12 protein-coding genes are annotated in these 14411 nt (G+C 45.7%); 3 read left to right on the top strand and 9 right to left on the bottom strand.

All coding sequences use genetic code 11. The annotated features are described in order from the left end of the window. Positions 1-155: 155 nt before the first annotated feature. The 5 genes from L1D44_RS01570 to zapE all read right to left on the bottom strand — a co-directional run bounded on the left by L1D44_RS01570 (position 156) and on the right by zapE (position 4422). Positions 156-1451 carry an adenylosuccinate synthase gene (locus tag L1D44_RS01570; protein WP_220769246.1) on the bottom strand — a complete coding sequence of 432 codons (1296 nt, stop codon included), beginning with the start codon at positions 1449-1451 and terminating at the stop codon, positions 156-158. Positions 1452-1517: 66 nt separating this feature from the next. Continuing rightward, positions 1518-1706, bottom strand: coding sequence for a DUF2065 domain-containing protein (locus L1D44_RS01565; protein WP_220769245.1), 189 nt, complete (start codon positions 1704-1706; stop codon positions 1518-1520). 402 nt (positions 1707-2108) lie between these two features. After that, positions 2109-2501: a 30S ribosomal protein S9 gene (gene rpsI / locus L1D44_RS01560; protein WP_012156791.1), complete on the bottom strand. Its 393-nt coding sequence runs from the start codon at positions 2499-2501 to the stop codon at positions 2109-2111. Between the two features lie 14 nt (positions 2502-2515). Continuing rightward, positions 2516-2947, bottom strand: coding sequence for a 50S ribosomal protein L13 (gene rplM / locus L1D44_RS01555; protein ID WP_028766446.1), 432 nt, complete (start codon positions 2945-2947; stop codon positions 2516-2518). A 365-nt stretch (positions 2948-3312) separates the two neighbouring features. Then, positions 3313-4422: a cell division protein ZapE gene (zapE, locus tag L1D44_RS01550; RefSeq protein ID WP_239888547.1), complete on the bottom strand. Its 1110-nt coding sequence runs from the start codon at positions 4420-4422 to the stop codon at positions 3313-3315. Between the two features lie 308 nt (positions 4423-4730). Here zapE and L1D44_RS01545 point away from each other — a divergent pair, with 308 nt between their 5' ends. From L1D44_RS01545 to degS, 3 genes are all read left to right on the top strand, one after another. Then, entirely contained in the window at positions 4731-5087 is a 357-nt protein-coding gene (locus L1D44_RS01545) for a DUF1043 family protein (RefSeq protein ID WP_239888546.1), read from the top strand. Between the two features lie 178 nt (positions 5088-5265). After that, complete coding sequence (locus tag L1D44_RS01540; RefSeq protein ID WP_239888545.1) at positions 5266-6621, top strand: DegQ family serine endoprotease; 1356 nt, start codon at positions 5266-5268, stop codon at positions 6619-6621. Between the two features lie 133 nt (positions 6622-6754). Then, on the top strand, positions 6755-7837 hold the full coding sequence (gene degS / locus L1D44_RS01535; protein WP_239888544.1) for an outer membrane-stress sensor serine endopeptidase DegS: 1083 nt from the start codon (positions 6755-6757) through the stop codon (positions 7835-7837). A 1255-nt stretch (positions 7838-9092) separates the two neighbouring features. Here degS and L1D44_RS01530 read toward each other — a convergent pair. The 4 genes from L1D44_RS01530 to murA all read right to left on the bottom strand — a co-directional run bounded on the left by L1D44_RS01530 (position 9093) and on the right by murA (position 14396). Then, complete coding sequence (locus L1D44_RS01530; protein WP_239888543.1) at positions 9093-10769, bottom strand: Ig-like domain-containing protein; 1677 nt, start codon at positions 10767-10769, stop codon at positions 9093-9095. A gap of 190 nt (positions 10770-10959) precedes the next feature. Then, positions 10960-11598 carry a response regulator gene (locus tag L1D44_RS01525; protein ID WP_239888542.1) on the bottom strand — a complete coding sequence of 213 codons (639 nt, stop codon included), beginning with the start codon at positions 11596-11598 and terminating at the stop codon, positions 10960-10962. Beyond that, positions 11598-12923, bottom strand: coding sequence for an MFS domain-containing histidine kinase (locus L1D44_RS01520; RefSeq protein WP_239888541.1), 1326 nt, complete (start codon positions 12921-12923; stop codon positions 11598-11600). The genes L1D44_RS01525 and L1D44_RS01520 overlap by 1 nt, the downstream gene beginning before the upstream one ends. Positions 12924-13133: 210 nt before the next feature. After that, positions 13134-14396 carry a UDP-N-acetylglucosamine 1-carboxyvinyltransferase gene (gene murA, locus L1D44_RS01515; RefSeq protein ID WP_239888540.1) on the bottom strand — a complete coding sequence of 421 codons (1263 nt, stop codon included), beginning with the start codon at positions 14394-14396 and terminating at the stop codon, positions 13134-13136. Positions 14397-14411: the final 15 nt, after the last annotated feature.

Below are 14411 nucleotides of genomic sequence, written 5' to 3'. Positions count from 1 at the left end.
TTGTTTAATCATGCAATCTTAAAAGATTACTTGAATATACTCTACTTTATGTCATCGGCATTATAGCGTATTTCTTGAGTTCAGCTCTCTCGAACTCCATTTATACTCAGTCATACTAAGCCAATAAAAAGGCCGCTTATCGCGGCCTCTTATTATTAACTAAACGGATTCACTAGAATCATGGTCTCGTTTCTATCGGGACCCGTTGAGATAATATCGATTGGCGTTTCTAGCAACTCTTCAAGACGCTTAATGTAGTTCAATGCCGCTTGTGGCAATTGCTCAACAGAAGTCGCGCCGAAAGTTGACTCGCTCCAACCAGGCATAGTTTCAAGAACAGGCGTTACCTGCTCATAACCTTCAGCCGCTAAAGGAGTCGTTGTTGCTACAGTGCCATCTGGGTACTGGTAGCCAACACAGATCTTAACTTCTTCTAGGCCGTCTAGAACGTCTAGCTTAGTTAAGCAGAAACCGCTTACGCTGTTGATTTGAACTGCACGCTTCATAGCGACAACGTCTAACCAACCTGGACGACGCTTACGACCAGTAGTCGCACCGAACTCGTGACCCTTAGTACCTAAGTAGTCGCCGATTTCGTTTTTCAATTCAGTTGGGAAAGGACCAGCACCAACACGAGTGGTGTAAGCCTTCATGATACCCAAAACGTAATCTAGGTGACGTGGACCGAATCCTGAACCTGTTGCAACACCACCAGCTGTAGTATTAGAAGAGGTTACGAACGGATAAGTACCATGGTCAATATCTAGTAACGTGCCTTGAGCACCTTCAAATAGAATTGGTTCGCCAGCTTTACGCGCCTGATCAAGTAGCTCAGATACGTCTGTGCACATGCTCTTCAAGTAGTCAGCGATTGCTAGAGCATCTTTCAATGTCTCTTCGTAATCAACAGCGTCACACTTGTAGTATTCGGTTAGCATGAAGTTATGGTAAGCCATGACTTCTTTCAGTTTAACTGCAAACAATTCTGCATCAAACAGATCGCCTACGCGTAAACCGCGACGAGAGACTTTGTCTTCGTATGCTGGACCGATACCACGACCCGTTGTACCAATAGCATTATTGCCGCGCGCTTTTTCGCGAGCAATGTCTAGAGCACAATGGAATGGTAGAATTAGAGGACATGCTTCAGAAATTAGTAAACGTTCCTCTACAGGTACGCCACGCTCTTTAAGCATGTTAATTTCTGCCATCAGTGCGTCAGGTGCAAGCACCACGCCGTTACCAATAATGCACTTAACATTATCGCGTAAGATCCCTGATGGAATAAGATGAAGAACGGTTTTGTCGCCATCGATAACTAGAGTATGACCCGCATTGTGGCCACCTTGGTAACGAACGACATATTTAGCCTGTTCGGTAAGAAGATCGACTATCTTACCCTTTCCTTCGTCACCCCATTGGGTGCCGAGAACTACAACGTTTTTGCCCATTATTTGCTGCACGGTAGTGGTTAAAACGGGATTTTAGCAGATCTATGGGGGCTATAGGCAAGTAATTTATGAAAAAATAATCAACAACACCACCCCAATAGCGACTAAGGAACCACCAAGCCTTTGCAAAAGCTGCTGATTTTGATTGGAAATTTCTTTCAAATAGGCCCGCCAACGATTTGGAAACAAAAGTGGCCCAATTCCTTCAATTATTAGCACCAAACCTAACGACAGCATGATTAACTCAAAAGACATAACTATGTGTTCCCTTAAGTGAACAATCCAGCGAAAAAAACCTTAATGATGAACTTAAGCAGTTCAAAACTGCGCTAACCCTTCTCAGATTAGGCAGAGCAAAAATGGCTAAATAATCTCAATCTACTCGACATAATTTTTAAATTATACCAATTCGTATGAGAAGTTGATCGACTCAGAGCGTTTTAGCAGTCCCGATACAGTGTTAACAAGCTCAACCCTAGTGCAACTATGCTCTTCACTCGTTGCGAGCAGCAAGGATTAATGCACGACTATATGGATATAGTAGGTACGAGAGCAAGGATGGTCGAAGATAAGATAATGCAGACGCGGTAAAAAGCAGATTTTAGATAAGAAAAAACCCAGCATATAGCTGGGTTTTTTGAACTCTGAAAGCGAAAATTAACGCTTAGAGAATTGTGGCTTACGACGTGCTTTACGTAGACCAACTTTCTTACGCTCAACTTTACGAGCATCACGGGTAACGAAACCAGCAGCACGTAGAGAAGGACGTAGAGACTCGTCAAGTTCCATCAACGCACGGGTGATACCGTGACGGATTGCACCTGCTTGGCCAGTGTTACCACCACCCTTTACAGTTACCATGATGTCTAACTTCTCAGTCATTTCAACTAGCTCTAGAGGCTGACGAACAACCATGCGAGAAGTTTCACGACCGAAGTATTCGTCTAGAGGTAGCTTGTTAACGATGATGTTACCAGTACCTACTTTAGCGAATACGCGAGCAGTAGATGTTTTGCGACGGCCAGTGCCGTAGTATTGAGTTGCAGCCATTGCTATAATCCCGTTTAGATATCAAGAACTTGAGGTTGTTGTGCAGCGTGGTTATGCTCTGAACCAGCGTAAACTTTAAGCTTACGGAACATGGCACGGCCCAATGGACCTTTAGGTAGCATACCCTTAACAGCCTTCTCGATGATCATTTCAGGCTTATGGTCTTGTAGCTTCTCAAAAGTGATCTGCTTAATGCCACCGATGAAACCAGAATGTGAGTAGTAAACTTTGCCTTTAGCTTTGTTACCAGTCACAGCAACTTTCTCAGCGTTAATAACGATGATGTAGTCACCAGTATCTACATGAGGCGTATACTCTGGCTTGTGCTTACCACGTAGACGTGTAGCAATTTCAGTAGCGATACGACCCAAAGTTTTACCTTCGGCGTCAACGACGAACCAATCACGAGTGACTGTTTCAGGTGTAGCAGTAAAAGTAGTCTTCATTTACAAAAACCCAATGTTAAAATTCTGTCTCACATGTTTATGCCATCATTGGCAGAAACACAAAAAGTGCCATTCCCCGCCCCTTCGAGCAAAGAATAAGCTTTACAACTTCCACCTTATTGGTGGATAACGAGGGCAGGTTGCGGATTATAGACAAAGCTGAGTTAAAAATCACCTAATTTTTTAGTTTAATTCTTATCAGTTTTAATTCATTCCGCCCTTTTGCTCACTCAATTTCAAAAAAGAACCAACAAAACATTGCCAAAGATCGCCGTAACTGGGGTCTTTCAGCTATTTGAGGAAAATTTTGGTGGCGAACAATAAGCGATCCCGCCCAAGTTTTCTATTAATTTTACGCTAAAAATCTACGGGATATGCTCCAAAGCCAGATAATCATGAGATTGCATCTCTGTAAGCCTAGAACGACAACGCCTAAATTCGAAGCTTAATAAGCCCTCAGTATAGATCTCCTCAAGAGAAACCGCCGATGAGATAATGAGCTTTACGTTGCGCTCGTAGAACTCATCGACCATGGCTAAGAAGCGGCGCGCGATATCATCACCCGTTAACTGCTCACCCATCTGCTCCACATTACTCAGCAGCACAGTGTGGTAAAGCCGAGCGACTTCCATATAATCCCGCTGGCTTCGCGGACCATCGCACAGGGCTCGAAAATCGATGAGTAACACTCCCTGAGCCTGCTGGCGAATATCAATCACACGGCCATCGATTTCCAACCCCAACGTCGAAACCTCAGACTCTGGTGCTAGCTTGCTAAAATACTCAGCTAAGTTTTGCTCAGCTTTGGCATCGAGTGGCGAATGGAAGATCTCAGCTTGCTCCAAAGTTCTTAAACGGTAGTCGACACCGGAATCAACGTTTAGGACATCACAATGCTTATTGATAGCCGCTATCGCAGGTAAGAAGCGCGCACGCTGCAAACCATTGCGGTAAAGCTCATCAGGAATGATATTCGAGGTTGCTACCAGTGCGACGCCCTCGGAAAAGAGTGATTCAAACAGAGTACCAAGCAGCATGGCATCGGTGATATCTGACACAAAAAACTCATCGAAGCAGATCACCTGATATTGCGCCGCCATTCTCTTAGCAATAATAATTAGCGGGTCTCTTTGCCCCTGAAGCTCAGCAAGATCAATATGTAGCTGATGCATGAAACGGTGAAAGTGCGCCCGTAGCTTCTTTTCCCCCGGCAGAGCATCGAAGAAAGTATCCATCAGATAGGTTTTGCCACGGCCTACCCCGCCCCATAGATACAGGCCTTGCACACCCTGTTTACGCTTTTTGCCAAATAGAGAAAATAACTTGTTACTTTTACTCTGCTTGTCGTTTAAAGCAATCAGATCATCATAGACCCGCTGCAGTTGCTTTACGGCCTGCTCTTGAGCAGAGTCATGGGAAAAATCATCTCGGGTTAAATCTTGCTGATAATGCTGCCAGGGAGTTAATTGCGACACGTAAATCACTCTCTATTTGTAAGGTGTGAACACAAATCGGCTCAAATAAAACCGTTTGATAATTTATTTTTTAGTTCATGTTTGGGTAAGTCGTACCACGCTACAAAGTACCTTACTAAGTGGCTGGGTATCTTTTAACCCAAGCACGTAAATCACCCGATTAGTAAGTAGCAGATACACAAATCGGCTCAATTTGAGCCGTTTGTCGGGTTATTCTCAGTAATTTTCTGAGTAAATGGTACCACGCTACAAAGCTGCGATGTATATTTGGCTCAATCAGCATCATATAAGTTTATTTAGGAGTCTATATGGAGTGGGCATTAACCCTTGCCGCGTTTGTGATTGGTGGCGTCTTTGGCTACGTAGGCCATACTTTATTAGCTAAAAACAATCGCCATAAAAGTAATAATGAGCAGTTAGAGCAAACTCAGCTCGAGCTCAGTCAATACAAGCAGGAAGTATCAGATCACTTTGATGAACATTACAAGCAACTTGCAGAACTGACGGCACAGCTAAATAGAGTCAATCAGCAGTGGAATGCATCTGCAAGTTTATTCACATCACCTGTGACAGATAAACAGCTACCAGAATTGAAAGTACAAAACACCGAAAAGAGCGAAGAGGAAGTTGAGCTTATCGAGAAGAAAGAACTAACTGCGGCCTAGCGCCATGGGGATAAATTAACCTTTGTTAATAATTGATGAACTTTTTGATACTCACTTGAGTCCGAACCAATATGAATGAAGCAGCATACGACTATATGTACCTTGCGCAGTACTGACCGTACGCAGCTATTCGCATTGGTTTAAAGATTTTTGTTTTGAAAATTGGAGCAACATATAAATGAAGACTAAATTATCCTTACTTTCAGCAGCGATATTAGGCGCAACCCTGACGCTAGCCCCAGTAGTCTCTCAAGCTGCAATTCCTTTGGCCGTCGATGGGCAAGAGCTACCTAGCTTGGCTCCAATGCTACAAGAAACGACCCCTGCAGTTGTTGCCGTAGCAGTTTCTGGCACCCATGTTTCTAAACAAAAAGTACCGGATGCTTTCCGATACTTTTTTGGCCCCAACGCTCCTCGTGAGCAAGTGCAGGAACGTCCATTTAGAGGGCTCGGCTCCGGCGTCATCATCAATGCCAAAGAAGGCTATATCGTCACTAACAACCATGTGATTGAAGGTGCAGACGAAATCCTTATCGGCCTACATGATGGCCGTGAAATAGAAGCCAAACTCATTGGCACCGATGCCGAGTCAGATATTGCATTACTGCAGATCAAAGCTAAAAACCTTACTGCACTGAAACGTGCCGATTCTGACGCACTTCAGGTTGGCGACTTTGCAGTCGCAATCGGCAACCCATTTGGGCTTGGCCAAACGGTCACTTCAGGCATAGTCAGTGCTATGGGCCGCAGTGGTCTTGGCATCGAGATGTTAGAAAACTTTATTCAAACCGATGCCGCGATTAACAGCGGTAATTCCGGTGGCGCACTGGTAAACCTCAACGGTGAGCTTATCGGAATCAATACCGCGATTGTCGCTCCAGGTGGCGGTAACGTTGGTATTGGTTTTGCTATTCCAGCGAACATGGTCAACAACCTAGTGAAGCAGATCATCGAACACGGTGAAGTACGCCGCGGCGTACTTGGCGTGATGGGACAAGATCTCACTAGCGAGCTTGCAAAAGGCTTCGGGATCGAAACCCAACACGGTGGCTTCATTAACGAAGTGATGCCAGATAGCGCCGCAGCTAAAGCCGGCATAAAAGTCGGTGATATTATCGTCAGCGTTAATGGCCGTAGCATTAAGAGCTTCCAGGAGTTACGCGCAAAAGTGGCAACCATGGGCGCAGGAACGAAAGTCGAATTTGGTTTAATCCGCGATGGTGATAAAGAAACTGTTACCGCCATACTCGGTGAATCAACTCAGGCAGCCGAAGCGGCAGCAGGTGCGGTGCATCCTATGCTACAAGGGGCAAAGTTGGAGAATGCCAGCTCATCGGGCATAGAGCTCACCGATGTTGCTCAAGGCTCACCCGCAGCGATGAGCGGCTTAATAAAAGGCGACATCATAGTCGGTGTTAACCGTACTAAAGTGAACAACCTTAAAGCTCTTAAGTCGGCACTTAAAGAGCAGAAAGGCTCTGTGGCATTAAAGATTAGACGCGATAATACTAGCCTCTATTTAATCCTTAGATAGCCAGCCCAATAGTCTAAACTGAAAGCCGAGCGATATGCTCGGCTCTCTTTTAGGATTTAAGGCGCTTTTCATTACGTACAATTTAGTACAAACATGTTAATATAATTCATCTTTTCAGCACTTATTCTCAGACATGATTATCAAAGACACACTTATATATGTCGGTAAAGCCGTATTATTCGGCCTTATCATGGCTGTAGTGATTATTTTTGTTCTTCCACTCATTACTGGTCAAAGCATTACTAACGGGATCAGCAGCCGAGTATCGACCAGTAACAGCGAGCTATCATTTTCTACAGCTGTACGCCGAGCCGCGCCTGCCGTAGTGAATATCTATAGCCTGAGCATAGATCAATCTAAGCCATTAAACCCTGGTTCACTGCAAGGGCTTGGCTCTGGCGTGATAATGAGTAAAGAAGGCTATATTCTTACCAACTATCATGTGATTAAACGCGCCGATGAGATCGTAGTTGCCCTGCAAGATGGACGTAAGTTTACCTCGGAAGTTGTCGGTTCAGATCCTGAAACAGACTTAGCCGTGCTTAAGGTCGAGGGAGACAACCTCCCTATCGTGCCAGTAAACCTCAACGTACCCGCACGCGTGGGTGATGTCGTACTGGCTATTGGTAACCCATATAATCTAGGCCAAACCATCACTCAAGGGATTATCAGTGCGACGGGTCGTAACGGCTTAAGCTCTGGTTACTTGGACTTCCTGCAAACAGATGCCGCCATTAATGCCGGCAACTCTGGTGGCGCACTGATCGACACCACGGGCCAGCTTATCGGTATCAATACCGCAGCCTTCCAGATTGGTGGTGAAGGCGGTGGTCACGGTATCAACTTCGCCATTCCCATTAAGCTTGCCCATAGTATTATGGATAAATTAATTAAAAATGGTCGAGTCATTCGTGGTGCCCTTGGGATTGGCGGCGAAGCTGTTGGCCCTGTGATGGCCCAGATCTTAAACCTGCCAGATCTCACAGGCGTCGTCATTACCAGCATAGACCGTAACGGCCCTGCAGCACAGGCTAAGCTACAACCCCGAGATGTGATCACCAAGTACGAAGGTGAGTCAATTCCAGGTGTTGAGATGCTGATGGACAGAATCGCAGAAACCACACCTGGAAAGAAGGTGATGATGACAGTTATTCGAGATGGTAAGTCTTACGAAGTGCCAGTCATCATTGCCGAGAAGCCTGTTCACTATAATTAGGTTCTAGGAAAAGCTGAGACGAAAAAGACGATACAAGCTAAGACGGTAGAAAGACGGAAAAGCAAAGGCTGAAAGATAAGAGCTGAGTACCGCTTTTGATTGTATGGCAAGACGCAGTCCGCTCTAGCCGCGAAGCTTTCTCAATTCTAGGCCTGAATGTTAGTTTGTGCTAGCTGCTAGCAAAACATAAAACGCGAAAAGGCAAAACAGGTTCAGCTGTTTTGCCTTTTTCATTTAGCGCTTGCTCTCTCAACTAGAGCGACTTTTTCTAGCACCAGCCTCAGCTCTACCGTCTCAGCCTTACCGTCTTAGCTCTACCGTCTTAGCTCTACCGTCTTAGCTCTACCGTCTTAGCTCTACCGTCTTAGCTTTACCGTCTCAGCTTTACCGTCTCAGCTTTACCGTCTCTGCTTTACCGTCTTAGCCTTACCGTCTCAGCCCTACCGTCTTAGCCTTACCGTCTCAGCCTTAYCGTCTTAGCCTTACCGTCTTAGCCTTACCGTCTCAGCCTTACCGTCTCAGCCTTACCGTCTCAGCCTTAYCGTCTTAGCCCTACCRTCTTAGCTTTACCGTCTTAGCTTTACCGTCTTAGCCCKACCGTCTCAGCCTTACCGTCTTAGCCCTACCGTCTTAGCCTTACCGTCTTAGCCCTACCGTCTTAGCCCTACCGTCTTAGCCTTACCGTCTTAGCCCTACCGTCTCARCCTTACCGTCTTAGCCCTATCGTCTCAGCCTTACCTTCTTAACTTTACCTTCTTAACTTTATCGTCTTAACTTTATCGTCTCAGCCTTACCGTCTTAGCTCTACCGTCTTAGCTTTACCGTCTTAGCCCTACCGTCTTAGCCTTACCGTCTTAGCCTTACCGTCTCAGCCCTACCGTCTTAGCCTTACCGTCTTAGCCTTACCGTCTTAGCTTTACCGTCTCAGCTTTACCGTCTTAGCCTTACCGTCTTAGCCTTACCGTCTTAGCCCTACCATCTCAGCCTTACCGTCTTGGCTTTCTTGCTTTTCCTAGCACCTAGAACCTTTCTTCGCTTTCCTGCTTTTCTTAGCACCTAGAACCTATCTCAGCCTTTCCTAGAACCTATCTCAGCCTTTCCTAGAACCTATCTCAGCCTTTCCTAGAACCTGCTTTTAAAATACCTAGAACCGGCTTGCCTAATCGGTGTAACACAGCCTTCGCCCATAAAAAAAGCCACGCTAAATAGGTTAGCGTGGCTTGTCGGGAGAGACTAAATAGTGATGAGCTTATTTTTATTTATGGATTTTAGGCAGCGCCGCAGCTTTGTCTGCATAATCTGCATGACATTCACCACAAGAGTACTGCGCAGTAGACCAAGGCATTTGGAACTTACCATCTTCAGTGAACTGCTTGGCCGCTGGGTCTAAGTCGATAGTAAATAGATGAGACTTCACATCACCGAAAGCTGTTGTGCCGTCTTTACCTAGATGAGTCACTGCACTCTTGGCAAGCTTTGGCATATGACATGTTGTACATTCAGCCATATTTGCATGACCAAATGAACCACCACCGTCGGTGAACTCTTTATCGTGACAATCAGTACAGGCTTTCACGGCTCCAGCATGTAGGCCATCGGCACTATCTTGATTGACCGTCGACTTGTGAGAGTCATGACAAGTTGTACAGCTCATATTACGCTTAGGACCAATCTCGTCACCCGCTTGATAGCTACCGTGGGCTTCAGGAACCACACCCAGTATTTCATCGGCTGTCTGGTGATGCTTAGATAGGCCGCCACTAGAGATAATGCGTCCACCCACTTGGCTACCATCAGGGAAGGCTGCGTTATATGCGCTCACATACGTTGGGTAATCCTTCTCGCCATCACGAGTATGACATTCACCACAGGTGACCGCCTTACCAAACGCCATATCTTCGGCTAGGAAGTCGTCTGTTGTACGAGCCATGGCAATTTTTGTAATATTATCTTTTGAAGGTGCCTTAATATGGTCACTACCTGCACCATGACAAGCTTCACACTGGATGCCTTGCTCGGCAAAGGTACCGCCCATGCCTGGTAGACCATCTTGGCGGTCTGGGTTACGTGTATCTCCATCTTCAGTAGTCGTACGCTTCCAACCTGTTGTATGGCAGTTACCACACTTATACTGGTAATTAAAGTCACTCGTTTTGTAGTTGCCCATCACATCAGGATCGTTTAGATGATTCTCAGGGATATTCAACTCACCATCGCTATTGCGAATGTTATATTGCACATTGGTACCTGTGACAATATAACCATCGGCATCTAACCAGCGCATCTTCCAATGATAGCCACCCACTACATAAGTGACATCATCGTAACTCGTTGGTGCACCAAGATCGTTATTGGTTGTACCGTCACCATCTGGACCCGCAAATTGGAGTAGATCAATTGCCCCTGTAATCGTTGCTTCAGGTGTGTACGGGAAAGTAGGCTGCTCGCCGTTAGCAATTTTCTGGATCTTGAAGTTATGCCCAGTCTTGCTAAAGGTTTCATGTTGACCGCTGTGACAACCCGCACACGCGGCGCTGCCAACATAAGTTAGCGGCTCAGGCACGGGCTGTGCCTCAACTGTCACGGTGACGACGGCTGATGCCTCATCTGTGCCATCGGTTATCGTATAGTTAAACTTGACCTCTCCCGCTTCGGTGCCAGCAGTAAAGTCGACCTTACCGTCTTTTATCACGGCACTACCAGAATCGACAGAAACGATAGTTAGTGTATCACCATCGGCATCGCTATCATTAGCAAGCACATCAATAGTCACCACATCTTCAGCCAAGACATTGGCAAAATCAGCCACCGCCACAGGTGGGGTATTCTCTACAGGTAGGTTTGTATTGTCATCGTTATCGCTACCACAAGCCACCAGCATGGTTATCATGCTGGCAAGCAGTAGTTTTTTACATGGAATGTGTGCGTTCATAAGTTCATCCTCAACATTGCTATTCATATCGCCAACGTTGCAGGGAGTGGCGACTGATATGCCTCTTTGGGCATGCATCAAGTATTGAAGAGTTACTACTAAAGAGATAGATAACTAGAGTTCACCGCTATCAGAGAGTTGTGAACTATAGTTATCAGAAATGAGCTAATACACTGTTTAAATAGAAAATTTAGTCTTGAGAAATGTTATGACTTGTTATCACAAATTGTCCAGTATTTGTCAAAATGTAGATCTTGTTCTCATTTTGAGTTACAAGCCCGGCCTTTTTTAACTGGCGCAGGTGGAAGTTAAACTTAGTATGATCCTCTATTTCTACTAAACGACATAAATCCATAAACTTAAGTGTCTTATGTTCCGCCAAAACCTTAAGTGCTTTACGTCGATAAGCATTCGCCAGTGCGCCATAAACCAGATCCGGATCGAGATCGACACGGCTCTTAAACAACTGCTTCTCTGCTAGACTTCGCCTTATGGTGACAATGAGTTCATCGCTTTTAAAGGGTTTAGTCATCACACTATCGGCCCCTTTTTTCATGGCATCCACGGCCGTATCGACAGTGGCATAGGCGGTGATAATAATAACGGCAATGAGTGGTTGTTTTTGCCTTAAGTTAGAGATGGCTTCAACCCCAGTCATTCCTGACATCAACAAGTCCATCAAGGCAATATCAAAGTGTTGCGTCTCACTCGCCTTAATCGCGGCTTCCGCGCTTTCAACCGCAGTAACGTTAAAGCCTTCAAGCTCAAGAATTTCAACCATATTTTGGCTTAGTTCTCTGTCATCCTCCGCTAACAAAATTGCGGTCATCAGTGCTGCTCCCGATAAAATGTCAACTCAACCCGCGTACCTTTTCCTTCGCTACTCACAATACGCATTTTCCCATTATGTAGTGATACTATCTGTTCGCAAATTGCCAATCCTAACCCTGTCCCTTGGCCAACAGCCTTAGTTGAGTAGAATAGCTCTGTTGACCGCGCCAGCAACTCTTCGCTCATTCCACAACCAAAGTCTTCAACCGTCACACATACCTTCTGCTCATCCTGTTGAGCAATCACGATAATCGAGCTATTCGCTGGTGAGGCATCGATGGCATTGCACAATAGATTAATAAACAGCTCTTCTAGTTTGATCCTCTCGGCATATAAAACGATATTTTCACTGCAGTTCAACTGGATCTTATACTGCTTAGTTCGATGTGACAGTAACTTCACACCTGAGTCTAACACCTCGCTAAGGGCAACGAAGCAGCGCTTCCCCGATGCTGGCCTAGCATAGTTCAACAACTCTTTACTGATAGACGATGCGCGCTCAATCCCTAAGCGGACACGGCTTAGGTAATTGGCTTCTGAATCAAACAAATGAGGGTGCTTTCGCTCCAATAGATCCAGCGCCAAAGTGGACGAAGCCAGTGGATTATTGATCTCATGAGCGACTCCCATCGCCAGCTGACCTATCGCCTTGTACTTATCCGCTTCGATGGCGCGTTTCAGTTTAGCGGCAGTCTTGTGCTCCTTCTCTAAATCAAAGACTTTAAGCGCCTTAAATAGAGCGACTAAAATGATCCCTCCCGCCAATGTACGATAGATAGGCACACTGTAGTGATATTCGGTTGGCACTAACCCTGAGAGCACACCATAAATCATTAAACCTATGCCGCACAGTGCGAAGTAAAAACCATAGCCATGTTCTTCTTGGCGTAAACTGTTGCCGTAAACAACCATACCAACACCAGCCAAAGCCGCAGAGCCGAAGCCAATTAATATCCGAGTATATCGACTGGCTTCTTCAAAGCCGGTTTTGTTCACCGCTAAGTGATGCAGATCTGGGATCAGCATATAAGCGTAACTCAGTATTAAGGCAATGATCAGCCCATGACCTATATAGGCAAGACGCTTATTACTGATAGTTAAGATCTGCCAAGCAAACACCATCAAGGCGGCATAGGATAGAAATAGCTTAGCCAAACAGAGCCATTGGGTTAATAAGCGGTACTCAGGGGCGATATGATCCGAAAATATCAACACATAGAGTTCAGACCATTCATGAAAAGCATGGGAGAAACCAAACACGGCCAACGCCCACAGCGTTGGTGCCACCTTTAGTTGGCTATAGCGAAAATTACGAAAAACCACGGCACAGCCCATCGAGAAAAAAACGAGGCCGTAGAAGAGGTAGATGTTAAACGTGACAAAAACAGGCATACCATCAACATAGCATCTGGCTCCGGGCTATTTTTTGATCTGCTTCCTATTTTATTCGGCTACAACTTGCGCTAGCTCATAAAACAAAAAAGCCATCTAAGTGAATACTTAAATGGCTTTTCATTCGTATAACTTTAAAGTTTATGACTTAACGCGCTCAACGTGCCCGCCTAGACCTTTAAATTTATCTTCAATATGCTCGTAACCACGATCTAAATGGTAGATACGATCTACGATCGTCGTTCCTTCAGCAACAAGGCCTGCAATCACAAGACTTGCCGATGCACGTAGATCGGTAGCCATCACCTGCGCACCATTTAGCTTTTCAATACCATGAATAATACAGGTATTGCCTTCAAGCTCCATGGTTGCGCCCATACGGCTAAGTTCAGGAACATGCATGAAACGATTCTCGAAAATGGTTTCGGTAATCGTAGCCGTACCCTCTGCGAGTGCGTTTAGCACACAGAACTGAGCCTGCATATCGGTTGGGAAGCCTGGGTATGCCACGGTCTTAATATTTACCGCTTTAGGGCGTTTGCCCTGCATATCTAGCTCAATCCAGTCATCACCTGTTGTGATGTTTGCGCCGGCATCTTCAAGTTTTGCCAATACAGCTTCAAGTGACTTAGGATCCGCTTTAGTACAACGGATTTTGCCACGAGTCACAGCCGCAGCAACCAAGAAGCTACCAGTCTCGATACGATCTGGCATCACTTGGTAGTCACAACCTTGCAGTGACTCGACACCTTGGATGCGCACGGTATCGGTACCCGCACCTTCGATTTTAGCGCCCATAGCGATCAAGCAGTTGGCTAAATCGACCACTTCAGGTTCACGGGCAGCATTTTCGATGATGGTTTCACCATCGGCCAATGCTGCAGCCATTAGCAAGTTTTCCGTCGCGCCAACGCTGATCATATCCATAAAGATATGCGCGCCTTTCAAACGACCGTCAACACGTGCTTTGATATAGCCTTCTTTAACCTCAATCTTAGCGCCCATCTGCTCAAGACCTTGCAGATGCAAGTTAACAGGACGAGCACCAATAGCACAGCCGCCAGGCAGAGACACATCGGCCGTACCATAGCGAGCAAGCAGCGGGCCTAGAATGAGAATTGATGCGCGCATGGTCTTAACCAACTCATAAGGCGCACAGAATTCATTAAGATTGGTGGTAGAGATACATACTTTATCTGTGCCTGAACGGGTCACTTCAGCGCCCAAGCAGCGCAGTAGTTCACAGCTAGTATTCACATCTCTTAGATTTGGTACGTTCGAAACATTGAAATCAGTCTCGGCCAACACACCTGCCATTAAAATAGGCAAAGCGGCATTCTTAGCGCCAGAGATAACCACGTTTCCAGCAAGTGCACCACTTGCTTCAATTTTTAATTTATCCACTTTAACTCTCTAAAT

The sequence above is a fragment of the Shewanella sp. Isolate13 genome (assembly GCF_022398325.1).
GTDB lineage: Bacteria > Pseudomonadota > Gammaproteobacteria > Enterobacterales > Shewanellaceae > Shewanella.
Note: the sequence above shows the minus strand (reverse complement) of the source record. Positions and strands in the feature narration are given on the sequence as shown.

Coding starts and splice junctions, on each gene's coding strand:
- L1D44_RS01570 (WP_220769246.1), bottom strand. CDS start 1,451: ATGGGCAAAAACGTTGTAGTTCTCGGCACCCAATGGGGTGACGAAGGA.
- L1D44_RS01565 (WP_220769245.1), bottom strand. CDS start 1,706: ATGTCTTTTGAGTTAATCATGCTGTCGTTAGGTTTGGTGCTAATAATT.
- rpsI (WP_012156791.1), bottom strand. CDS start 2,501: ATGGCTGCAACTCAATACTACGGCACTGGCCGTCGCAAAACATCTACT.
- rplM (WP_028766446.1), bottom strand. CDS start 2,947: ATGAAGACTACTTTTACTGCTACACCTGAAACAGTCACTCGTGATTGG.
- L1D44_RS01545 (WP_239888546.1), top strand. CDS start 4,731: ATGGAGTGGGCATTAACCCTTGCCGCGTTTGTGATTGGTGGCGTCTTT.
- L1D44_RS01540 (WP_239888545.1), top strand. CDS start 5,266: ATGAAGACTAAATTATCCTTACTTTCAGCAGCGATATTAGGCGCAACC.
- degS (WP_239888544.1), top strand. CDS start 6,755: ATGATTATCAAAGACACACTTATATATGTCGGTAAAGCCGTATTATTC.
- L1D44_RS01530 (WP_239888543.1), bottom strand. CDS start 10,769: ATGAACGCACACATTCCATGTAAAAAACTACTGCTTGCCAGCATGATA.
- L1D44_RS01525 (WP_239888542.1), bottom strand. CDS start 11,598: ATGACCGCAATTTTGTTAGCGGAGGATGACAGAGAACTAAGCCAAAAT.